Genomic DNA, 22,162 nt, shown 5'->3' on the forward strand with positions numbered 1-22,162 from the left:
GCAGGCGGACCTGTGCGTAAATGCCTTCACGAGCCAGCAACATCGCCGACGTGCCAGCCGAACGCGCCATTTGCGCGCCCTTGCCCCGGCAGCATTTCGATGCAGTGGATCGTCGTACCGACCGGAATGTTGCGGATCGGCAGCGTATTGCCTGCCCGGATCGGAGCTTCCGAACCCGACATCAGTTGCTGGCCAACCGTCACACCCTTCGGAGCGATGATGTACTTGCGCTCGCCGTCTGCGTACAGAACCAGCGCGATGTTCGCGCTACGGTTCGGATCGTACTCAAGACGTTCGACCTTTGCCGGAATGCCGTCCTTGTTGCGACGGAAATCGACGACACGGTAGTGATGCTTGTGACCACCACCCTTGTGACGCGTGGTGATGTGACCGTTGTTGTTACGGCCGGCGGTCGTGGATTGCGAGTCGAGCAGCGGTGCGAACGGCTTGCCCTTATGCAGATCCTTGTTGACCACCTTGACCATCGCACGGCGACCCGGCGAAGTCGGCTTAACTTTAACGATTGCCATGATTACTTGGCCTCCGCTTCAAAGTTGATTTCCTGGCCGGGCTTCAGGCAGACGTACGCCTTCTTCACGTCCTTGCGCTTGCCCATGAAGCGGCCAAAGCGCTTGGCTTTGCCCTTCGAGACCAGCACGTTGACGGAATTGACTTCCACCTTGAACAGCAGCTCGACTGCAGCTTTCACTTCCTGCTTCGTGGCATCGGGCGCGACTTCGAACACAACTTGCTCGTTCTTGTCGGCCACCAGCGTCGCCTTTTCGGAGATCACCGGCGCGAGCAGGACCTGCATCAAACGATGATCGTTCTTGCGAATCTCGCTCATGACAGCAACTCCTCGATCTGGGCGACCGCAGCCTTCGTGATCAGGATCTTCTTGAAGTAGATCAGCGACAGCGGGTCGGCGTAACGCGGCTCGACAACTGCCACATGGGCGAGGTTGCGCGACGCGAGGTACAGGTTTTCGTCAACCGTGTCGGTAATCACCAGCACGGAGTCGAGACCCATCGCCTTGAATTTTTCGGCCAGCAGCTTCGTCTTCGGCGCTTCGAGCGTCAGCTCGTCGACCACCGAGATGCGGCCTTCGCGGGCCAGCTGCGAGAAGATCGAGCAGAGACCTGCGCGATGCATCTTCTTGTTGACCTTGTGCGAAAAGTTTTCCTCGGGCGAATTCGGGAAAATCCGGCCACCGCCGCGCCACAACGGGCTCGACGACATACCGGCACGGGCGCGGCCCGTACCCTTCTGGCGCCACGGCTTCTTGGTCGTGTGCTTGACTTGCTCACGGTCTTTCTGCGCGCGGTTGCCGCTACGGGCATTCGCTTGATACGCCACCACAACCTGGTGAATCAGGGCTTCGTTGTAATCGCGGCCGAACACTACGTCCGACGCGCTAACGCCTGCACCTTCCTGACCATTGGCATTCAGGAGCTTAAGTTCCATTATTTCGCTCCTTTCACGGCACGCGTCTTCACGGCCGGCGTAACGAATACCTTGCCACCCTTCGCACCCGGAACGGCGCCCTTGACCAGCAACAGCTTGCGGTCAGCGTCGATACGAGCGATTTCGAGGTTTTGCACGGTTACCGTATCGTCACCCATGTGACCGGTCATGCGCTTACCCGGGAAAACACGACCCGGATCCTGCGCCATACCGATCGAACCCGGCACGTTGTGCGAGCGCGAGTTACCGTGCGATGCACGGCCGGATGCGAAGTTGTAACGCTTGATGGTACCGGCGTAGCCCTTACCGATCGACACGCCTTGCACGTCGACCTTCTGGCCTACTTCGAACAGGTCGGGACCGACCACGGTGCCGTTCGACAACTCGGCAGCCTTGGCAGCATCGATCTGGAATTCTTTGAGGATTTCACCGGCTTGAACACCGGCTTTGGCGAGATGACCGGCCAACGGCTTCGTCACGCGCGATGCACGGCGCGTACCGAATGCAACCTGCACGGCGGTGTAGCCGTCGGTTTCAACAGTCTTGATCTGCGTCACGCGGTTGTCGGACACGTCCAGCACGGTAACGGGAATCGAATCCCCTTCTGCCGTGAAGATACGGGTCATGCCAACCTTGCGACCTACGAGTCCAAGGCTCATCGTTTTCTCCATTCCCGACTGCGATTGGTCGGGGCTAATTTACAAAATGCCGGTGCCGTTTCGGGCGTGAAATCACGCTGCAGCACACCGACTTTTTTGCGCAAATGCGCGAAAAGCCTTGCATTATAGCGAGGCTTTTCGTTTTCCGCAAGCAATCAATGACTTAGCGTTGCCCGGCACGCCAGGCAACCTCTGGAAGCCTTATTGCAGCTTGATTTCCACGTCCACGCCAGCCGGCAGGTCCAGCTTCATCAGTGCGTCAACGGTCTTGTCCGTCGGATCGACGATGTCCATCAGACGTTGGTGCGTACGGATTTCGAGCTGATCGCGCGACGTCTTGTTGACGTGCGGCGAACGCAGGATGTCGAAACGTTGAATGCGGGTCGGCAGGGGCACCGGACCACGAACGATTGCGCCAGTCCGCTTTGCCGTGTCGACGATTTCGGCTGCCGATTGATCGATCAGGCGATAGTCGAAAGCCTTCAGGCGAATGCGGATTTTCTGGTTCTGCATGACAATTCCTTGGAAAGAGCGAGGCGGTATTGCGCCGCCAGATAGTAAAAGAACGTAGAGCCGGGCTGGGATAGGAGTAAGCGCTGAAGCGCCAACTCCTATCGACACGCCATGGTGCTGGCGCCCGGCTCCGGGCACCACTTACTGCAACTTCAACCCTCGATTTTACTCGAGAATCTTAGCGACCACACCTGCGCCGACCGTACGGCCACCTTCGCGGATTGCGAAGCGCAGACCTTCTTCCATCGCGATCGGGTTGATCAGCTTCACCGTGATCGACACGTTGTCGCCCGGCATGACCATTTCCTTGTCCTTCGGCAACTCGATCGAGCCCGTCACGTCCGTTGTACGGAAGTAGAACTGCGGACGATAGTTGTTGAAGAACGGCGTGTGGCGGCCGCCTTCGTCCTTGCTCAGCACGTACACTTCAGCCGTGAAGTGCGTGTGCGGGTTGATTGAACCCGGCTTCGCCAGAACCTGGCCACGCTCCACGTCTTCACGCTTCGTGCCGCGCAGCAGGATACCCACGTTGTCGCCTGCCTGACCCTGGTCGAGCAGCTTGCGGAACATTTCCACGCCCGTGCAGGTCGTCTTCACCGTCGGCTTGATACCGACGATTTCGATTTCCTCGCCAACCTTCACGACGCCGCGCTCAACGCGACCCGTCACCACCGTGCCGCGACCCGAGATCGAGAACACGTCTTCCACCGGCATCAGGAACGCACCGTCAACTGCGCGCTCCGGCGTCGGGATGTACGTGTCCAGCGCGTCGGCCAGATTCATGATCGCCACTTCGCCCAGCTCGCCCGTGTCGCCTTCCAGCGCCAGCTTGGCCGAACCCTTGATGATCGGCGTGTCGTCGCCCGGGAAGTCGTACTTCGACAGAAGTTCGCGAACTTCCATCTCGACGAGTTCCAGCAGCTCAGCGTCGTCCACCATGTCGCACTTGTTCAGGAACACGATGATGTACGGAACGCCAACCTGACGCGCCAGCAGGATGTGCTCACGCGTTTGCGGCATCGGGCCGTCTGCAGCCGAGCACACCAGGATCGCGCCGTCCATCTGCGCTGCGCCCGTGATCATGTTCTTCACATAGTCAGCGTGGCCCGGGCAGTCGACGTGGGCGTAGTGGCGGTTAGCCGTTTCGTACTCGACGTGTGCCGTGTTGATCGTGATACCACGTGCCTTTTCTTCCGGCGCCGCGTCGATCTGGTCGTATGCCTTTGCTTCGCCGCCAAACTTCTTGGTCAGCACCGTCGTGATCGCTGCCGTCAGCGTGGTCTTGCCGTGGTCAACGTGACCGATCGTGCCGACGTTCACGTGCGGCTTGGTCCGTTCGAATTTACCTTTAGCCATGTTTCTCTTCTTTCAAAAAGTTAATCGTTGAATGACTTGCCGCGCGATTACTTCGACTTGGCGTTGATGATCGCTTCCGACACGTTACGCGGTGCTTCGGAGTAGTGCTTGAACTCCATCGTGTACGTTGCACGACCTTGGGTCAGCGAACGCAGCGAGGTCGAGTAGCCGAACATTTCCGACAGCGGGACTTCGGCGCGAACGATCTTGCCGCCGCCAACCATGTCGTCCATGCCCTGAACGATGCCGCGACGACCCGACAGATCGCCCATCACGTTGCCCATGTAATCTTCAGGCGTTTCGACTTCCACAGCCATCATCGGTTCGAGGATGACCGGTTGAGCCTTGCGCATTGCTTCCTTGAACGCCATCGAACCGGCCATGCGGAACGCATTTTCGTTCGAGTCGACGTCGTGGTACGAACCGAACGTCAGGTGAACCTTCACGTCAACGACCGGGAAGCCTGCCAGCACGCCAGCCTTCAGCGTTTCCTGGATACCCTTGTCGACTGCCGGGATGTATTCACGCGGAATCACACCGCCCTTGATCTCGTCCAGGAACTCGTAGCCCTTGCCCTGCTCATTCGGCTCGAGCGTAATGACCGCGTGACCGTACTGGCCGCGACCACCCGACTGCTTGACGAACTTACCGTCAACGTCTTCCGCCTTGCCGCGGATCGTTTCACGATACGCCACTTGCGGCTTGCCAACGGTTGCTTCGACGCCGAATTCACGCTTCATCCGGTCGACCAGAATTTCCAGGTGGAGCTCGCCCATGCCCGAAATAATGGTTTGACCCGATTCTTCGTCCGTTTGAACGCGGAACGACGGATCTTCCTGAGCCAGACGGTTCAGGGCCAGACCCATCTTTTCCTGGTCCGGCTTCGTCTTCGGCTCAACAGCCTGCGAAATCACCGGCTCCGGGAAAATCATGCGTTCGAGCACGATCGGGTGCAGCGGATCGCACAGCGTGTCGCCCGTGGTTGCGTCTTTCAGGCCGACAGCCGCAGCGATGTCGCCTGCGTGCACTTCCTTGATTTCTTCACGCTGGTTTGCGTGCATCAGCAGAATACGACCGAGACGTTCCTTCTTGTCCTTGGTCGCGTTCAGCAGCGTGTCGCCCGACTTCGTCGTGCCGGAGTACACACGGAAGAAGATCAGCTGGCCGACAAACGGGTCGGTCATGATCTTGAATGCGAGGGACGAGAACTTCTCGTCGTCAGCCGCGCGACGTTCAGCCTTTTCACCGTTTTCGAGTTCGCCCGTAACCGGCGGAATGTCGATCGGCGACGGCAGGAAGTCGAGCACGGCGTCCAGCATGCGTTGCACGCCCTTGTTCTTGAACGCGGTACCGCACAGCATCGGCTGGATTTCGCAAGCGATCGTACGGTCGCGCAGACCCTTGACGATTTCTGCTTCCGTCAACTCACCTTCTTCGAGGTACTTGTTCATCAGGTCTTCGCTCGATTCAGCCGCAGCTTCGACCATCTTCTCGCGCCATTCATTGCACGTGTCGACGAGTTCTGCCGGGATTTCTTCGTACGAGAACTTCGTGCCTTGGGACGCTTCGTCCCAAATGATCGCTTTCATCTTCAGCAGATCGACCACGCCCGTGAACGATTCTTCAGCGCCGATAGGCACCACGACCGGAACCGGGTTCGCCTTCAGACGCAGCTTGAGCTGGTCGTAGACCTTGAAGAAGTTCGCGCCGGTGCGGTCCATCTTGTTGATGAACGCGAGACGGGGAACCTTGTACTTGTTAGCCTGACGCCACACGGTTTCCGACTGGGGCTGCACGCCGCCCACTGCGCAATACACCATGCATGCGCCGTCGAGCACGCGCATCGAGCGCTCAACTTCAATCGTGAAGTCAACGTGGCCCGGGGTGTCGATGATGTTGATGCGGTGCTCAGCGCGGTCGCCGGCCATGCCTTTCCAGAATGCCGTGGTAGCAGCGGACGTGATCGTGATGCCGCGTTCCTGCTCCTGCTCCATCCAGTCCATGGTGGCAGCGCCGTCGTGAACTTCACCAATCTTGTGGTTCACGCCGGTGTAGAACAGGATGCGCTCGGTCGTCGTCGTTTTGCCGGCGTCGATGTGAGCGCTAATACCGATGTTACGGTAGCGCTCGATAGGTGTCTTGCGAGCCACTTTGATCCTCTATTGGGATGACGCGATGCGAGAAAATACGCATCGCGCTGTAACACAAACGGGCGAGGCGCTTTGTAAGCGCACCCGCCCGGAATTTCTTTCCGCTTTTTCTGCTAAACCCGGGTTCGGGAAGCTTAGAAACGGAAGTGCGAGAACGCCTTGTTGGCTTCTGCCATCCGGTGAACTTCGTCGCGCTTCTTCATCGCGCCGCCACGGCCTTCGGCCGCTTCGGAGAGTTCACCTGCCAGACGCAGGGCCATCGACTTCTCGCTGCGCTTCTTCGCGGCTTCACGCAACCAACGCATCGCCAATGCCATACGACGCGACGGACGCACTTCGACCGGAACCTGATAGTTCGCACCACCAACGCGGCGGCTCTTAACTTCCACCACCGGCTTGACGTTGTTGAGCGCTACCGTGAACACTTCCAGCGGGTCCTTGCCACCCTTGGTCTGGATCTGTTCGAAAGCGCCGTACACGATGCGCTCAGCAACCGACTTCTTGCCGGAGAGCATCAGCACGTTCATGAACTTAGCTACATCTACGTTACCGAACTTCGGATCCGGCAACACTTCCCGCTTGGGGACTTCGCGACGACGCGGCATGTTTCTTCCTTTAACTTTTCAGTTGGAGCTATTTTCTAGCCCCGCGGCCACCAACTAACCCGATTCATCTCTAACGACTTACCAGCCTGGTCGGGTGACCACTTACTCGACAGCACCGGCGATTCCGGCACCACCGCTATTACCGCCTTTACAGGCGACCTGAAACTACACTGACCGGCTAATTACTTGCCAGCCTTGGCGCGCTTCGCACCGTACTTCGAGCGAGCCTGCTTACGATCCTTGACGCCCTGGGTATCCAGCGAGCCACGAACCATGTGGTAACGCACACCCGGCAAGTCCTTAACACGGCCGCCGCGAATCAGCACGACCGAGTGTTCCTGCAGGTTGTGGCCTTCACCACCGATATACGAAATAACTTCGAAGCCGTTCGTCAGACGAACCTTGGCAACCTTACGCAGTGCCGAGTTAGGCTTCTTCGGCGTCGTGGTGTACACACGGGTGCACACGCCGCGACGCTGGGGGCAGTCCTGCAAAGCCGGGCTCTTGCTCTTCGTCGTTTCCGACGCGCGGCCTTTGCGAACCAGTTGATTGATGGTTGGCATTGTTTATTCCTGAAATTGAACAAAATCGACGCATCTGTTTCCGGGCAAAGCAGAAACGATTGCGCATCGAACTTCCGGACCGAGGGATCGGCGCACGAATTGACTTCGCACACAGGCACTCTAAGAACCGGAACCTAGCATAATATTCCGAAAATGCTAAGGGAGTCAACAGGTTGCGATGTTTCGCACGCCTGCCGACCTCAAACTGCGCTCGCCGGCGCTTAGTCGGCGCCGACGACTTCCAGCAATTCGTCGCCGAAACGGTCCAGTTTGCGGGCGCCCATGCCCGGAATGCCACGCAAATCCTCAATGGAATCAGGGCCGTTGCGGGCAATTTCGGCCAACGTGGCGTCGTGGAAGATGACGTAGGCCGGCACGCCGTCGCTTTTCGCAGTCTCCGTGCGCCAGGCGCGCAGGCGCTCCCAGCGGGCGCGCTCGCGCGGGCCCATGCCGATTGTGGGGTCGGCGCGCTCGCTGGTACGGCTGGATGACTGGCGGGTACGCGTCGGCTTCACGTAACGGCGCATTGTTACGTTCTGCTCGCTCTTCAGCACTGCTTTGGCGGCTTCGGTCAGCACCAACGAGCCGAAGCCTTCGTGGTCGACGGCGAGGTAGCCAAATGCGACGAGCTGGCGAAAAATGGCGCGCCACTCCGGCTCGCCGAGCGCCGCCCCGATGCCAAAGGTGGTGAGCTTCTCGTGGCCGCGTTGCAGGATTTTCTCGCTGCGGTTGCCACGCAGAATATCGATCAGATGTCCGGCGCCGAAGTGAAAGCCACTTGCCCGCTGCGCGCGGAACACACATGACAGCGCCATCTGTGCTTCGCGCGTCGCGTCCCAGGTGTCGGGCGGTTCGATGCAGTTATCGCAGTTGCCGCACGGCTTGCTCGACTCGCCGAAGTACGCAAGCAGCCGCACCCGGCGGCAGGTCGCCGCTTCGCACAGCCCGAGCAACGCGTCGAGTTTGCCGGTCTGCACGCGTTTATGCGCGTCGTCGGCGTCGGACTCGTCAATCATCTTGCGCTGCTGCACGACGTCGCCCAGACCGTACGCCATCCAGGCGTTCGCCGGCATGCCGTCGCGACCGGCACGCCCGGTTTCCTGGTAGTAACCTTCGACACTCTTCGGCAAATCAAGGTGAGCTACAAAGCGCACGTCCGGCTTGTCGATCCCCATGCCGAATGCGATCGTCGCGCACATCACGATGCCCTCCTCGCGCTGGAACATCTCCTGATGCTTCTGGCGAATTTCGAACTCCATGCCGGCGTGGTACGGCAACGCGCGCATCCCCTTCTCTTTCAGCCATTCAGCCGTTTCTTCGACCTTGCGACGCGACAGGCAATAGACAACGCCGGCGTCTGTCGTACCGTCTGGTTTCGAGTGTTCAGCGCGAATGAAGTCGAGCAATTGCGTGCGCGCATTGTCCTTCTCGACGATGCGATAGCGGATGTTCGGGCGATCGAAGCTTGATACAAAGATGCGCGCGTCATCCAGCGCGAGACGGTGGATGATTTCGTCGCGCGTGATCGCGTCGGCGGTCGCGGTGAGCGCGATGCGCGGCACGTTCGGAAAGCGCTCGTGCAGCACCGACAGCTGAATATACTCAGGACGGAAATCGTGACCCCATTGCGACACGCAATGCGCTTCGTCGATGGCGAACAGCCCGATGCGCGTACGCTCGAGCAATTCCTGGAAACGGGGCGTCATCAACCGTTCCGGCGCCACGTACAGCAAATCGATTTCGCCTTCGCGCAGCGCGCGCTCAGTGGCCATCGCTTCGGCGCTCGACAGCGTCGAATTCAGATACGCGGCCCTAACGCCCACTTCCTTCAGCGCGGCGACCTGGTCTTGCATCAATGCGATCAGTGGGGACACGACGATCCCCGCTCCGCAGCCTGCCTCCCGCCGCACCAGCGACGGGATCTGATAGCACAACGATTTGCCGCCGCCCGTTGGCATCAGCACGAGACAATCGCCGCCGCCAGCGACGTGTTCGACAATTTCGCCTTGCTGTCCTCGGAATGCGGGGTAGCCAAAAACTTCGTTGAGGATTTCGAGCGAACGGGACATGAATTGGAGAGAAGCAGCGTGATGCCGGTGACACGAATTTTACCAACGCATTCGTGCTGCGCCCGCGCTTTGCGACAACGTTAGCCGTTCGGCCGACGAATCCACAAAAAACGCACAAAAATGAGGCGCCCGCGGTGCATGGGACAGGAGTAAGTGCTAAAGCACTAACTCCTGTCGACAAAAAAAAGCCGCTCAGTCGAAACTGAGCGGCTTCGCTGGCTTGTCAGCCCAAGCGGCTTGCGCCGCCCGGACTTACTCGCCTGAGTGCTGCTGTTCGGCAGCCGGGGTTTCCGGCGTACCGAATTCGAACGACTCTTCTGCTGCGATCTGATCGAAACGCTCGCGGTCGGACAGTTCCTTGCTCTTGCGTGCCTTGTGGAACGCGAGACCCGTACCAGCCGGAATCAGACGACCAACGATCACGTTTTCCTTCAGCCCGCGCAAATCGTCGCGCTTGCCCATGATCGCCGCTTCGGTCAGCACGCGGGTCGTTTCCTGGAACGACGCCGCGGAGATGAACGAATCGGTCGACAGCGATGCCTTCGTAATACCGAGCAGCACGTTGTCGTAGGTTGCCGGGATCTTGCCTTCCGCAGCCATCCGGTCGTTCTCGTCGAGCATATCCGAGCGCTCGACTTGTTCGCCCATGATGAAGCGCGTGTCACCGTTGTCGACGATCTGCACGCGGCGCAGCATCTGACGGACGATCACTTCAATGTGCTTGTCATTGATCTTCACGCCCTGCAGACGGTACACGTCCTGCACTTCGTCAACGATGTAGCGCGCCAGCGCTTCGACGCCCTGCAAACGCAGAATGTCGTGCGGATCAGCCGGACCATCGACAATCATTTCGCCCTTGTTGACGACCTGACCATCGTGCACCAGAACCTGCTTTTCCTTCGCGATCAGGAACTCGTGCTGATTGCCTTCGAGGTCCGTGATAACGAGACGCTGCTTGCCCTTCGTGTCCTTACCGAACGACGTCGTGCCCGTGACTTCCGCCAGAATGCCGGCGTCCTTCGGCGAGCGCGCTTCGAACAGTTCGGCCACACGCGGCAGACCACCGGTAATGTCGCGAGTCTTTTGCGATTCAACCGGGATACGTGCCAGCACTTCACCGACCTGCACTTGCTGACCGTCCTTCACGGTGATCAGAGCGCCAACTTGGAAGCCGATCTGCACCGAGTGCTCGGTGTTCGGGATCTTGACTTCTTCGCCGTTCGCGTCGAGCAGCTTGACCTGCGGGCGCACCGTCTTCGACGCTTGCGAACCGCGGCGCTTCACGTCGATCACGACCAGCGTCGAGAGACCCGTCACATCGTCGATCTGCTTGGCAACCGTCACGCCTTCTTCGACGTTTTCGAACTTCACCGTACCACCGTACTCGGTGATGATCGGACGCGTCATCGGATCCCACGTCGCCAGTTGCGTGCCGGCCTTGATCTGCGCGCCGTCCAGTTGCAACAGCGTCGCGCCGTACGGCACCTTGTGACGCTCACGCTCGCGGCCATGGTCGTCGGTGATCATCGCTTCGCCCGAACGCGAGATGACGATCTGCTCGCCCTTCGCGTTGGTGACGTAACGCATGGTCGCCGTGAAACGCACCGTACCGTTCGACTTGGCTTCAACCGACGAAGCCACTGCTGCACGCGATGCCGCACCACCGATGTGGAACGTACGCATCGTGAGCTGCGTGCCCGGTTCACCGATCGACTGAGCAGCGATCACGCCAACTGCTTCACCAACGTTGACCGACGAGCCACGACCCAGGTCGCGGCCATAGCAGGCTGCGCACAGACCGTAACGCGTTTCGCAAGTCAGCGGCGTACGCACGCGCACTTCGTCGATGCCGAGGCGTTCGATTTCTTCGACCGCGTCTTCGTCGAGCAACGTGCCCGTTTCGTACAGCGTTTCCTGCGTTTCCGGATTGACGACGTCAGCCACCGTCACGCGACCCAGGATACGGTCACGCAGCGCTTCGACGACTTCACCGCCTTCGACCAACGCCTTCATGGCGACGCCGTTGGACGTACCGCAATCGTCCTCGACCACCACCAGATCCTGCGTCACGTCGACCAGACGACGCGTCAGGTAACCCGAGTTTGCCGTCTTCAGTGCCGTATCAGCCAGACCCTTACGTGCACCGTGGGTCGAGATGAAGTACTGCAACACGTTCAGGCCTTCACGGAAGTTCGCCGTAATCGGCGTTTCGATGATCGAGCCGTCCGGCTTCGCCATCAGGCCACGCATACCGGCTAGCTGACGAATCTGAACCGCGGAACCACGAGCACCCGAGTCAGCCATCATGTAGATGGAGTTGAACGATTCCTGACGCGTTTCGTTGCCGTCGCGATCGACCACCGGTTCCGTCGACAGCTGTTCCATCATCGCCTTGCCGACCGCTTCCGACGTTGCCGACCAGATGTCGACCACGTTGTTGTAACGTTCTTGCGACGTGACGAGACCCGACATGTACTGACGGTCGTATTCCTTCACCTTCTTCGCGGCGTCGCCGACGATCTGTTCTTTCTGCGGCGGCACGAGCATGTCGTCGACGCAAATCGAAATACCGGCGCGCGTTGCCAGACGGAAACCCGACTGCATCAACTGGTCGGCGAAAATCACCGTTTCACGCAGACCGCACTTGCGGAATGCGGTGTTGATGAGGCGCGAGATTTCCTTCTTCTTCAACGGCTTGTTCAGCACCGAGAACGGCAGGCCCGGCGGAAGGATTTCCGACAGGATTGCACGGCCGACGGTCGTCGCGTACAGCGAGATCTTCGGCACGAACGCCGGCGCGCCTTCCGACTTGTCTTCGTTGTGGACCATTTCCGTGATCCGCACGTTGACGCGCGAGGCCAGCTCGACTTCCTTGTTCTCGTAAGCACGCAGTGCTTCCGACACGCCGGTGAACGTCAGGCCTTCGCCCTTGGCGTTCACTGCTTCACGCGTCGCGTAGTACAGGCCGAGCACGATATCCTGCGACGGCACGATCGACGGATCGCCGTTGGCCGGGAACAGGATGTTGTTCGACGCCAGCATCAGCGTACGCGCTTCCATCTGCGCTTCGAGCGACAGCGGCACGTGCACAGCCATCTGGTCACCGTCGAAGTCGGCGTTGAACGCCGCGCAAACGAGCGGGTGCAGCTGGATAGCCTTACCTTCGATCAGCACCGGCTCGAAAGCCTGAATGCCAAGACGGTGAAGCGTCGGCGCACGGTTCAGCATGACCGGATGCTCGCGGATCACCTCTTCGAGGATGTCCCACACCACCGGAGTCTGGTTCTCGACTTCCTTCTTCGCAGCCTTGATGGTGGTAGCGACACCCATCACTTCGAGCTTGTTGAAGATGAACGGCTTGAACAGTTCGAGCGCCATCAGCTTCGGCAGACCGCACTGATGCAGCTTGAGCGTCGGGCCGACCACGATCACCGAACGGCCCGAGTAGTCGACGCGCTTACCGAGCAAGTTCTGACGGAAACGACCGCCCTTACCCTTGATCATGTCAGCGAGCGACTTCAGCGGACGCTTGTTCGCGCCGGTCATTGCCTTACCGCGACGACCGTTGTCGAGCAGCGAATCGACGGCTTCCTGCAGCATCCGCTTTTCATTGCGGACGATGATTTCAGGCGCCTTCAGTTCGAGCAGACGCTTCAACCGGTTGTTACGGTTGATCACGCGGCGATACAGGTCGTTCAGGTCCGACGTCGCAAAGCGGCCGCCATCCAGCGGCACCAGCGGACGCAGTTCCGGCGGCAGCACCGGCAACACTTCGAGCACCATCCAGTCAGGCTTGATGCCCGAACGCTGGAAGGCCTCGAGCACCTTCAGGCGCTTCGCGTACTTCTTGATCTTCGCTTCCGAACCCGTGTTCTTGAGTTCAGTGCGCAGCATCTCGACCTGTTCGTCGATGTTGATCGCGCGCAGCAGTTCGCGAACGCCTTCCGCGCCCATCTCGGCACGGAATTCGTCACCGTACTCTTCGACCTTGTTGTAGTAATCCTCTTCCGTCATGATCTGCCGCGCTTTCAGCGGCGTCATGCCCGGATCGATCACCACGTATGCTTCGAAGTACAGCACGCGTTCGATGTCGCGCAGCGTCATGTCGAGCACCATGCCCAGACGCGACGGCAGCGACTTCAGGAACCAGATGTGAGCGACCGGCGAGGCCAGCTCAATGTGGCCCATCCGTTCGCGACGCACCTTCGCGAGCGTCACTTCGACGCCGCACTTTTCACAGATCACGCCACGATGCTTCAGGCGCTTGTACTTGCCGCAAAGGCATTCGTAGTCTTTGATCGGCCCGAAAATCTTCGCGCAGAACAGACCATCGCGTTCCGGCTTGAACGTCCGGTAGTTGATGGTTTCCGGCTTCTTGACTTCACCGAACGACCACGAACGGATCTTGTCTGGCGAGGCCAGACCGATCTTGATCGCGTCAAAAACTTCAGGCTGTTGGACTTGCTTGAATAGATCGAGCAGAGCTTTCATTGCTTTCTCTCCGTAGTCCGATTAGTTGCGGTCGAGGTCGATATCGATACCGAGCGAGCGGATTTCCTTCACGAGCACGTTGAAGGATTCCGGCATGCCGGCGTCGATCACGTGATCGCCCTTGACCAGGTTCTCATACACCTTGGTCCGGCCCGCCACGTCGTCCGACTTCACCGTCAGCATTTCTTGCAACACGTACGATGCGCCGTACGCTTCGAGCGCCCACACTTCCATTTCACCGAAACGCTGGCCACCGAACTGCGCCTTACCGCCCAACGGCTGCTGCGTCACGAGCGAGTACGGGCCCGTGGAACGCGCGTGCATCTTGTCGTCGACCAAGTGGTGCAGCTTCAGGTAGTGCATGTAGCCGACAGTCACCGTACGTTCGAACATCTCGCCCGTGCGGCCGTCATACAGACGCACCTGGTTCTTCGACGGCGTCATGCCGAGGTTCTTCGCGATGTCGTCCGGGAATGCCAGATCCAGCGCGCGCGACATTTCTTCTTCCGTCGCACCGTCGAACACCGGCGTGGCAAACGGAACGCCTTCGCGCAGGTTCTTCGCCAGTTCGACGATTTCGTCGTCCGTGAAGCTGTCCAGCTCTTCAGCGCGGCCCGACTCGTTGTAGATCTTGGTCAGGAATTCGCGCAGTTCAGCGATCTTCGCCTGACGTTGCAGCATTTCTGCAATACGCCAGCCGAGGCCCTTCGCGGCCCAACCCAGATGCACTTCGAGAACCTGACCCACGTTCATCCGCGACGGCACGCCGAGCGGGTTCAGAACGACGTCAGCCGGACGGCCGTCGGCCATGTACGGCATGTCTTCGATCGGAACGATCTTCGACACCACACCCTTATTACCGTGACGGCCGGCCATCTTGTCGCCAGGCTGCAGACGACGCTTAACAGCCAGATACACCTTGACCATCTTCAGCACGCCCGGCGGCAATTCGTCGCCTTGCGTGAGCTTCTTGCGCTTTTCTTCAAACGCCAGATCGAACTGGTGACGCTTCTGTTCGATCGAGTCCTTGATAGCCTCGAGCTGTGCCGCTGCTTCTTCGTCCGCGAGGCGGATGTCGAACCAATGGTAATGGTCGAGATCTTCCAGGTAAGCCTGTTCGATCTTCGTGCCCTTCGCGAGCTTCTTCGGACCACCGTTTGCGACCTTGCCGGTCAGCATACGTGCGAGACGCTGGAATGCATCGCCTTCCACGATACGCAGCTGGTCGTTCAGGTCGAGGCGATAACGCTTCAGTTCATCGTCGATGATCTGTTGCGCACGCTTGTCGCGCTGAATGCCTTCACGCGTGAACACTTGCACGTCGATGACCGTGCCGCTCATGCCCGACGGCACGCGCAGCGACGTATCCTTCACGTCCGAAGCCTTTTCACCGAAGATCGCGCGCAGCAGCTTTTCTTCCGGCGTCAGTTGGGTTTCGCCCTTCGGCGTGACCTTACCGACCAGCACGTCGCCTGCTTCGACTTCAGCGCCGATGTAGACGATGCCCGACTCGTCGAGACGGCCGAGTTGCACTTCAGCCAGGTTCGAGATGTCGCGCGTGATTTCTTCCGGTCCGAGCTTCGTATCGCGAGCTACGACGTTCAGTTCTTCGATGTGGATCGACGTGTAACGGTCGTCAGCAACCACCTTCTCCGAGATCAAGATCGAATCTTCGAAGTTGTAGCCGTTCCACGGCATGAACGCGACCAGCATGTTCTGGCCGAGAGCCAGTTCGCCGAGGTCGGTCGATGCACCGTCAGCCAGCACGTCGCCACGCGACACGATATCGCCGACCTTTACGATCGGGCGCTGGTTGATGTTCGTGTTCTGATTCGAACGCGTGTACTTGATCAGGTTGTAGATGTCCACGCCGACGTCGCCAGCAACGGCTTCATCGTCGTTCACGCGGATCACCATACGGCCTGCGTCGACGTAATCGACCACACCACCGCGGAATGCCTGAACCGTCGTACCCGAGTCGACTGCCACCGTGCGTTCGATACCCGTACCGACCACGGCCTTTTCAGGACGCAGACACGGCACAGCCTGACGCTGCATGTTCGAACCCATCAATGCGCGGTTCGCGTCATCGTGCTCGAGGAACGGAATCAGCGATGCTGCCACCGAGACGATCTGCGACGGCGCCACGTCCATGTACTGGATGCGGTCCGGCGTCACCATCAGCGTTTCGCCTGCTTCACGCGACGACACCAGTTCGTCGGTCAGCGAGCCATCAGCAGCAACCGCCGCGTTCGCCTGAGCGATCACGTAACGGCCTTCTTCGATCGCCGACAGGTAATCGATCTGATCCGTCACCTTGCTGTCCACAACCTTGCGATACGGCGTTTCGAGGAAGCCGTATTCGTTCAGGTGCGCGTACAGTGCGAGCGAGTTGATCAGGCCGATGTTCGGACCTTCCGGCGTTTCAATCGGGCACACACGGCCGTAGTGGGTCGGGTGCACGTCGCGGACTTCAAAGCCAGCGCGCTCACGCGTCAAACCGCCCGGGCCAAGTGCCGATACACGGCGCTTGTGGGTGATTTCCGACAGCGGGTTGGTCTGGTCCATAAACTGCGACAGCTGCGACGAACCGAAGAACTCGCGAATCGCCGACGAAATCGGCTTCGAGTTGATCAGGTCGTGCGGCATCAGGTTTTCGCTTTCGGCCTGGCCGAGGCGTTCCTTCACAGCACGTTCGACACGCACGAGACCTGCGCGGAACTGGTTTTCCGCCAGTTCGCCGACGCAACGCACACGACGATTGCCCAAGTGGTCGATGTCGTCCACTTCGCCCTTGCCGTTACGCAGTTCGACCAGGATCTTGATCGTTGCGAGGATGTCGTCGTCTTGCAGCGTCATCGGGCCGACGATTTCGTCGCGACCGACACGGCGGTTGAACTTCATACGACCCACCTTGGACAGGTCGTATGCGTCTTCGCTGTAGAACAGACGGTTGAACAGCGCCTCGACCGCTTCTTCGGTCGGCGGTTCGCCCGGACGCATCATGCGGTAGATCGCAATGCGTGCAGCCATCTTGTCCGCGGTTTCGTCGATACGCAGCGTCGACGAGATGTACGGACCTTGATCCAGATCGTTCGTGTAGAGCGTCTGGATGTCTTTGATCTTCGATTCGCGGAGCTTTTCGAGGACGGTTTCGGTGATTTCGTCGTTCGCGTTAGCGATGACTTCACCCGTGTCGCCGTCGACAACGTTCTTCGCGAGCACGCGGCCGAGCAGATAGTCTTCCGGCACCGAGATGAACTTCGTCTTCGCGTTGTCGAGATCGCGAATGTGCTTGGCGTTGATCCGCTTGTCCTTCTGGACGATCACGTTGCCATCACGGTCCGTAATGTCGAAACGTGCGACTTCACCACGCAGACGCTCCGGCACGAATTCCATCTGCGCGCCTTCCGGCATCAGCGTGAAATTGTCGAACACGAAGAAGTTTGCGAGGATCTGTTCCGGCGTCAGGCCAATAGCCTTCAGCAGGATCGTGACCGGCATCTTGCGACGGCGGTCAACGCGGAAGTACAGCACGTCCTTCGGATCGAATTCGAAGTCGAGCCACGAGCCGCGGTAAGGAATGATACGGGCCGAGAACAGGAGCTTGCCCGAGCTGTGCGTCTTGCCCTTGTCGTGTTCGAAGAACACGCCAGGCGAGCGATGCAACTGCGAAACGATCACGCGTTCCGTGCCGTTGATGACGAACGAACCCGTCGGCGTCATGAGCGGAATTTCGCCCATGTACACTTCCTGTTCCTTCACTTCCTTGACGACCGGCTTGCTCGGCGATTCCTTGTCGAGCAGCACCAGGCGCACTTTCGCGCGCAGTGCTGAGCAGTACGTCAAACCGCGCTGCTGACATTCCTTGATGTTGAATGCCGGCGGCGACAGCATGTAGCTGACGAACTCTAGACGAGCGAACCCGTTATGCGAAACAATCGGAAAAACGGACGTGAACGCAGCTTGCAGGCCTTCCGGCTTGCGCTGCGTGGATGACGTGTCTGCTTGCAGAAACGTGCTGAATGATTCAAGCTGGGTAGCCAGCAGGAAAGGTACTTGGTGAACGATGGGGCGCTTCGCAAAACTCTTGCGAATGCGCTTCTTCTCGGTGAAGGAATATTGCATACGATCTCCGAATCACGGCGGGCATTGTTGTCGAGGCAGGATACCTTGATGAGACAACCCGAGTGTTCACCGACTGAGACCCGATGGCCGTCCGATGGCTTGAACGAGCCTAGAAGCTTGGTGGTTGGCCGCTACCAACCGCTGGCTGACGGCAGCGGATGCCTATGTTGCCCGCTACCCGACCAAACTTGCCTTCTGCAGTCGCTTCAGAAGACAAAGAGAAGCGCCGGTCAATATTGCCGATAGGCGATTTTCTTTGGCTTCTGGGACCCCTGTTCTTGCCGAAACCGGCTGACAAAAACATGGTTCCCACAAAGCACAAAAAGGCCGGCGGTGGAAAACCGCCAGCCTTCGCACAACGCGCCGAAACTTACTTGATTTCAGCCTTCGCGCCGGCTTCTTCCAACTTCTTCTTGGCTTCTTCAGCAGCAGCCTTCGGTACCGATTCCTTAACAGGCTTCGGTGCACCGTCGACCAGGTCCTTCGCTTCCTTCAGGCCGAGACCCGTCAGTTCACGAACAGCCTTAATGACCGAAACCTTGTTCGCGCCGACTTCCGTCAGGTTGACCGTGAATTCGGTTTGCTCTTCAGCAGCAGCAGCAGCGCCGCCGCCTGCCGGGCCTGCCACTGCAACAGCAGCTGCCGACACGCCAAACTTTTCTTCGAACGCCTTGACCAGCTCGTTCAGTTCCAGAACCGACATCGAGCTTACTGCCTCGAGGATGTCATCTTTTGCGATTGCCATTTGAAATACTCCTAAATTGAATTCGGATACAGCCAGCGATCAATCACGCTCGACTGAAGTGCGTTACGCAGCAGCTTCTTCGCCTTGTTTCTTTTCTGCCAGCGCGGCCAGAGCGCGCGCAAAGCCGGAAACAGGTGCTTGCATAACGTACAACAGCTTGGAGAGCAGTTCTTCGCGGCTCGGGATGTTTGCCAGCGCTTGCACGCCAGCCTTGTCCATCACCTTGCCTTCGTAGGAACCAGCCTTGATGATCAACTTGTCATTGCTCTTGCCGAAGTCGTTGACGACCTTAGCAGCGGCAATGGCATCTTCCGAGATGCCGTAGATCAGGGGACCGGTCATCTGCTCTGCCAAAGAAGCAAACGGGGTACCTTCAACAGCGCGACGCGCCAGCGTGTTTTTCAACACGCGAAGGTAAACCTGTTGCTCACGCGCTTTCGCGCGCAGCTTGGTCAGATCGCCAACCGTGATCCCACGATACTCAGCCAGAACCACGGTCTGGGCTTTCGCGACTTGCGCGGCAACCTCAGCAACGACGGCCTGCTTGCTTTCTTTATTGAGTGGCACGGTTAACCTCCAGATTCGATACACGCAGCGTGCGCCTTGTGTACCGCGTTCAATAACGGCGTCCGACCAGTCAGGAGTATTTCGACCGCTCGATGCCCACATTGCTGCGGACATCCAACGGTTTCATCACTACAAAACCTTTTCGGGTTCGCCATCTGCGTTGGCTTTGCATTAAGGGTTCGCCTACCTGCTGCGTTCCCGCCAACGGTCTTTGACAACCGGTCGCTCGATGCAAACTGCCATCTTGCGACCGCCCAAAGCCCATAAAACCACCTCGACTCACATCGAGGCGATGAAATTTATTACTGTGCTGCGAGCGATGCCTGGTCGACGCGAACGCCAACGCCCATCGTGCTCGACAGTGCAACCTTACGCAGGTACACACCCTTGCTCGTTGCCGGCTTCGCCTTTTGCAGCGCGTCGACGAGAGCGTTCAGGTTGCTACGCAGAGCCGTCGGCTCGAACGAAGCACGGCCGATCGTGGCGTGGATGATACCGGCCTTGTCGACACGGAATTGCACCTGACCAGCCTTGGCGTTCTTGACTGCAGTCGCGACGTCCGGCGTAACCGTGCCAACCTTCGGGTTCGGCATCAGGCCGCGCGGGCCGAGGATCTGACCGAGCGTACCGACAACGCGCATCGTGTCCGGCGAAGCGATCACGATGTCGAAGTCGAGCTTGCCAGCCTTGACTTGTTCAGCCAGGTCTTCCATACCGACGACTTCCGCGCCGGCTGCACGAGCTTGCTCAGCCTTTTCGCCTTGTGCGAACACAGCCACGCGAACCGACTTACCGGTGCCAGCCGGCAGCACGACCGAGCCACGAACCACTTGGTCCGACTTCTTCGCGTCGATGCCGAGTTGCACTGCAACGTCGATCGACTCGTCGAACTTCGCGCTTGCGCATTCCTTCACGAGCGACAGAGCTTCGTCGATCGCGTACAGCTTTTGACGATCAACCTTGGCTGCAAATGCTTGCAGACGTTTTGAAAGCTTAGCCATTTACACGCCCTCCACGGTGATGCCCATCGAGCGGGCGCTACCAGCGATCGTACGAACCGCTGCGTCCAGATCAGCTGCCGTCAGATCGGGCATCTTGGTCTTGGCGATGTCTTCAGCTTGAGCGCGGGTGATCTTGCCGACCTTGTCGGTATGCGGCTTGGCCGAACCCTTGTCGATCTTCGCTGCCTTCTTGATCAGAACCGTAGCCGGCGGCGTCTTCAGAACGAACGTGAAGCTCTTGTCCGCGAACGCGGTGATCACGACCGGAATCGGCAGACCCGGTTCCATAGCTTGAGTCTGCGCGTTGAACGCCTTGCAGAACTCCATGATGTTCAGGCCGCGCTGGCCCAGTGCCGGACCGACCGGCGGCGACGGGTTGGCTTTACCTGCAGGAATCTGCAGCTTGATAAAGCCGATGATTTTCTTTGCCATTTTGAAAACCTCTTAGGAACGCCGCCCTAGTACAAGCGGACATTCAGTGAGTAGTAGCGCGCGTTCGCCAAAAAACAGACTACTTACGCTCCTCAACGGCCATTACGCGGACCGTAAGCGCGAAATACGGAACGCACCGACCGGTGCGCCCCGTAGAATTCTGGATTACAACTTTTCGACCTGGCCGAATTCCAGCTCGACCGGCGTTGCGCGGCCGAAGATTGTAACGGAAACACGGACGCGCGACTTTTCGTAGTTCACTTCTTCGACGCTGCCGTTGAAATCCGTGAACGGACCGTCCTTCACCCGCACCATCTCGCCCACTTCGAACAGGGTCTTCGGACGCGGCTTTTCCACGCCTTCCTGCATTTGCGACATGATCTTCTCGACTTCCCGCGGGGAAATCGGGCTCGGACGATTACGCGCACCGCCTACGAAACCCGTCACCTTGGCCGTGTTCTTCACGAGGTGCCACGTTTCGTCTGTCATTTCCATTTCCACAAGCACATAGCCCGGGAAGAAACGACGCTCGGTCACCGATTTGTGACCGCCTTTCACCTCGACCACTTCTTCAGTCGGAACGAGGATTTGACCAAACTGGTCTTGCATGCCGGCACGTTCGATGCGCTCTTGAAGCGCACGTTGCACGCTCTTCTCCATGCCGGAGTAGGCGTGCACCACGTACCAACGTTTGCCGCTCGGGGATGCCGGAGTATCGCTCATATCATTTCCAACCCAGAATCACCGAGAAAATCGCCCATTCGATGGATTTGTCGCTAATCCAAAGAAAGATCGCCATAACGAACACAAAGCCGAACACTACGAGCGTCGTCTGGGTGGCCTCTTTACGAGTCGGCCAGACAACCTTGCGAACTTCTTTGTACGAGTCTTTGGCGAAAGCGATGAAACCCTTGCCAGGCGCGGAGAGAAGACCGACTGCAACACCCGCGATAGCGCCAACAGCCAAGGCGGCTCCGCGGACGTACCATTCCTGGCCGCTGAGCCAGAAGAACCCCACGAACCCGGCCAAGACCAACAATACGCCCGCGACGAGCATCAGCTTGTCGCCGGATGTATTTACAGTTTCGACGGAAGGATTCGCCATAACACCTTAACGAAGCGCCATATACGGCGCGAGAGTTGGCAGGGGCAGAGGGAATCGAACCCCCAACCTTCGGTTTTGGAGACCGACGCTCTGCCAGTTGAGCTATACCCCTAAACCATTTTGGGGTTGACGACACCGCCAACCCCGAAACTACCGATCAACGAGAACTTTCTGGCGTTACTCGAGGATCTTAGCGACCACACCTGCGCCGACCGTACGGCCACCTTCGCGGATTGCGAAGCGCAGACCTTCTTCCATCGCGATCGGGTTGATCAGCTTCACCGTGATCGACACGTTGTCGCCCGGCATGACCA

Annotated in this window: 18 protein-coding genes, 1 tRNA gene and 1 pseudogene; all 20 read right to left on the minus strand. The window is 58.9% G+C overall.

What is annotated here, in order from left to right:
- Positions 1-530: pseudogene (rplB, locus tag FSO04_RS39615) on the minus strand (50S ribosomal protein L2); the annotation flags it as partial.
- A gap of 2 nt (positions 531-532) precedes the next feature.
- Positions 533-847 (minus strand): 50S ribosomal protein L23, encoded by a 315-nt coding sequence (gene rplW / locus FSO04_RS39620; RefSeq protein ID WP_007180135.1) that lies wholly within the window; start codon positions 845-847, stop codon positions 533-535.
- Positions 844-1,464 carry a 50S ribosomal protein L4 gene (gene rplD, locus FSO04_RS39625; RefSeq protein WP_007180136.1) on the minus strand — a complete coding sequence of 207 codons (621 nt, stop codon included), beginning with the start codon at positions 1,462-1,464 and terminating at the stop codon, positions 844-846. Before rplD ends, rplW begins: the two co-directional genes overlap by 4 nt.
- On the minus strand, positions 1,464-2,123 hold the full coding sequence (gene rplC / locus FSO04_RS39630; RefSeq protein ID WP_007180137.1) for a 50S ribosomal protein L3: 660 nt from the start codon (positions 2,121-2,123) through the stop codon (positions 1,464-1,466). Before rplC ends, rplD begins: the two co-directional genes overlap by 1 nt.
- Before the next feature lie 201 nt (positions 2,124-2,324).
- On the minus strand, positions 2,325-2,636 hold the full coding sequence (rpsJ, locus tag FSO04_RS39635) for a 30S ribosomal protein S10 (protein WP_006998489.1): 312 nt from the start codon (positions 2,634-2,636) through the stop codon (positions 2,325-2,327).
- Positions 2,637-2,801: 165 nt separating this feature from the next.
- Positions 2,802-3,992, minus strand: a complete 1,191-nt coding sequence (tuf, locus tag FSO04_RS39640) for an elongation factor Tu (RefSeq protein ID WP_063497539.1) — start codon at positions 3,990-3,992, stop codon at positions 2,802-2,804.
- Between the two features lie 47 nt (positions 3,993-4,039).
- Entirely contained in the window at positions 4,040-6,142 is a 2,103-nt protein-coding gene (fusA, locus tag FSO04_RS39645; RefSeq protein WP_054043378.1) for an elongation factor G, read from the minus strand.
- Between the two features lie 134 nt (positions 6,143-6,276).
- Positions 6,277-6,747 (minus strand): 30S ribosomal protein S7, encoded by a 471-nt coding sequence (gene rpsG / locus FSO04_RS39650; protein WP_006053291.1) that lies wholly within the window; start codon positions 6,745-6,747, stop codon positions 6,277-6,279.
- A 182-nt stretch (positions 6,748-6,929) separates the two neighbouring features.
- Positions 6,930-7,310, minus strand: a complete 381-nt coding sequence (gene rpsL, locus FSO04_RS39655) for a 30S ribosomal protein S12 (RefSeq protein WP_006998493.1) — start codon at positions 7,308-7,310, stop codon at positions 6,930-6,932.
- A gap of 221 nt (positions 7,311-7,531) precedes the next feature.
- Complete coding sequence (recQ, locus tag FSO04_RS39660; RefSeq protein WP_154566893.1) at positions 7,532-9,379, minus strand: DNA helicase RecQ; 1,848 nt, start codon at positions 9,377-9,379, stop codon at positions 7,532-7,534.
- Positions 9,380-9,631: 252 nt separating this feature from the next.
- Positions 9,632-13,870 (minus strand): DNA-directed RNA polymerase subunit beta', encoded by a 4,239-nt coding sequence (gene rpoC, locus FSO04_RS39665; protein ID WP_093647725.1) that lies wholly within the window; start codon positions 13,868-13,870, stop codon positions 9,632-9,634.
- A 21-nt stretch (positions 13,871-13,891) separates the two neighbouring features.
- On the minus strand, positions 13,892-17,998 hold the full coding sequence (gene rpoB, locus FSO04_RS39670) for a DNA-directed RNA polymerase subunit beta (protein WP_054043374.1): 4,107 nt from the start codon (positions 17,996-17,998) through the stop codon (positions 13,892-13,894).
- A 370-nt stretch (positions 17,999-18,368) separates the two neighbouring features.
- Positions 18,369-18,743 carry a 50S ribosomal protein L7/L12 gene (gene rplL / locus FSO04_RS39675; protein ID WP_054043372.1) on the minus strand — a complete coding sequence of 125 codons (375 nt, stop codon included), beginning with the start codon at positions 18,741-18,743 and terminating at the stop codon, positions 18,369-18,371.
- 63 nt (positions 18,744-18,806) lie between these two features.
- Positions 18,807-19,310 (minus strand): 50S ribosomal protein L10, encoded by a 504-nt coding sequence (gene rplJ, locus FSO04_RS39680; protein WP_054043370.1) that lies wholly within the window; start codon positions 19,308-19,310, stop codon positions 18,807-18,809.
- A 302-nt stretch (positions 19,311-19,612) separates the two neighbouring features.
- Entirely contained in the window at positions 19,613-20,311 is a 699-nt protein-coding gene (rplA, locus tag FSO04_RS39685; protein WP_011490061.1) for a 50S ribosomal protein L1, read from the minus strand.
- Positions 20,312-20,743 (minus strand): 50S ribosomal protein L11, encoded by a 432-nt coding sequence (gene rplK, locus FSO04_RS39690; protein ID WP_025496715.1) that lies wholly within the window; start codon positions 20,741-20,743, stop codon positions 20,312-20,314. It abuts the gene before it with no gap.
- 165 nt (positions 20,744-20,908) lie between these two features.
- Positions 20,909-21,466 (minus strand): transcription termination/antitermination protein NusG, encoded by a 558-nt coding sequence (gene nusG / locus FSO04_RS39695; RefSeq protein ID WP_007180147.1) that lies wholly within the window; start codon positions 21,464-21,466, stop codon positions 20,909-20,911.
- Position 21,467: 1 nt separating this feature from the next.
- Positions 21,468-21,848, minus strand: coding sequence for a preprotein translocase subunit SecE (gene secE, locus FSO04_RS39700; RefSeq protein ID WP_046567533.1), 381 nt, complete (start codon positions 21,846-21,848; stop codon positions 21,468-21,470).
- Between the two features lie 36 nt (positions 21,849-21,884).
- Positions 21,885-21,960: transfer RNA gene (locus FSO04_RS39705), tRNA-Trp, on the minus strand.
- Between the two features lie 65 nt (positions 21,961-22,025).
- Positions 22,026-22,162 (minus strand): EF-Tu C-terminal domain-related protein (locus tag FSO04_RS39710; protein WP_479687412.1); only part of this gene is annotated, 137 nt, incomplete at its 5' end.

The sequence above is a fragment of the Paraburkholderia madseniana genome (genome assembly GCF_009690905.1).
GTDB lineage: Bacteria > Pseudomonadota > Gammaproteobacteria > Burkholderiales > Burkholderiaceae > Paraburkholderia > Paraburkholderia madseniana.

Coding starts and splice junctions, on each gene's coding strand:
- rplW (WP_007180135.1), bottom strand. CDS start 847: ATGAGCGAGATTCGCAAGAACGATCATCGTTTGATGCAGGTCCTGCTC.
- rplD (WP_007180136.1), bottom strand. CDS start 1,464: ATGGAACTTAAGCTCCTGAATGCCAATGGTCAGGAAGGTGCAGGCGTT.
- rplC (WP_007180137.1), bottom strand. CDS start 2,123: ATGAGCCTTGGACTCGTAGGTCGCAAGGTTGGCATGACCCGTATCTTC.
- rpsJ (WP_006998489.1), bottom strand. CDS start 2,636: ATGCAGAACCAGAAAATCCGCATTCGCCTGAAGGCTTTCGACTATCGC.
- tuf (WP_063497539.1), bottom strand. CDS start 3,992: ATGGCTAAAGGTAAATTCGAACGGACCAAGCCGCACGTGAACGTCGGC.
- rpsG (WP_006053291.1), bottom strand. CDS start 6,747: ATGCCGCGTCGTCGCGAAGTCCCCAAGCGGGAAGTGTTGCCGGATCCG.
- rpsL (WP_006998493.1), bottom strand. CDS start 7,310: ATGCCAACCATCAATCAACTGGTTCGCAAAGGCCGCGCGTCGGAAACG.
- recQ (WP_154566893.1), bottom strand. CDS start 9,379: ATGTCCCGTTCGCTCGAAATCCTCAACGAAGTTTTTGGCTACCCCGCA.
- rpoC (WP_093647725.1), bottom strand. CDS start 13,870: ATGAAAGCTCTGCTCGATCTATTCAAGCAAGTCCAACAGCCTGAAGTT.
- rpoB (WP_054043374.1), bottom strand. CDS start 17,998: ATGCAATATTCCTTCACCGAGAAGAAGCGCATTCGCAAGAGTTTTGCG.
- rplL (WP_054043372.1), bottom strand. CDS start 18,743: ATGGCAATCGCAAAAGATGACATCCTCGAGGCAGTAAGCTCGATGTCG.
- rplA (WP_011490061.1), bottom strand. CDS start 20,311: ATGGCTAAGCTTTCAAAACGTCTGCAAGCATTTGCAGCCAAGGTTGAT.
- rplK (WP_025496715.1), bottom strand. CDS start 20,743: ATGGCAAAGAAAATCATCGGCTTTATCAAGCTGCAGATTCCTGCAGGT.
- nusG (WP_007180147.1), bottom strand. CDS start 21,466: ATGAGCGATACTCCGGCATCCCCGAGCGGCAAACGTTGGTACGTGGTG.
- secE (WP_046567533.1), bottom strand. CDS start 21,848: ATGGCGAATCCTTCCGTCGAAACTGTAAATACATCCGGCGACAAGCTG.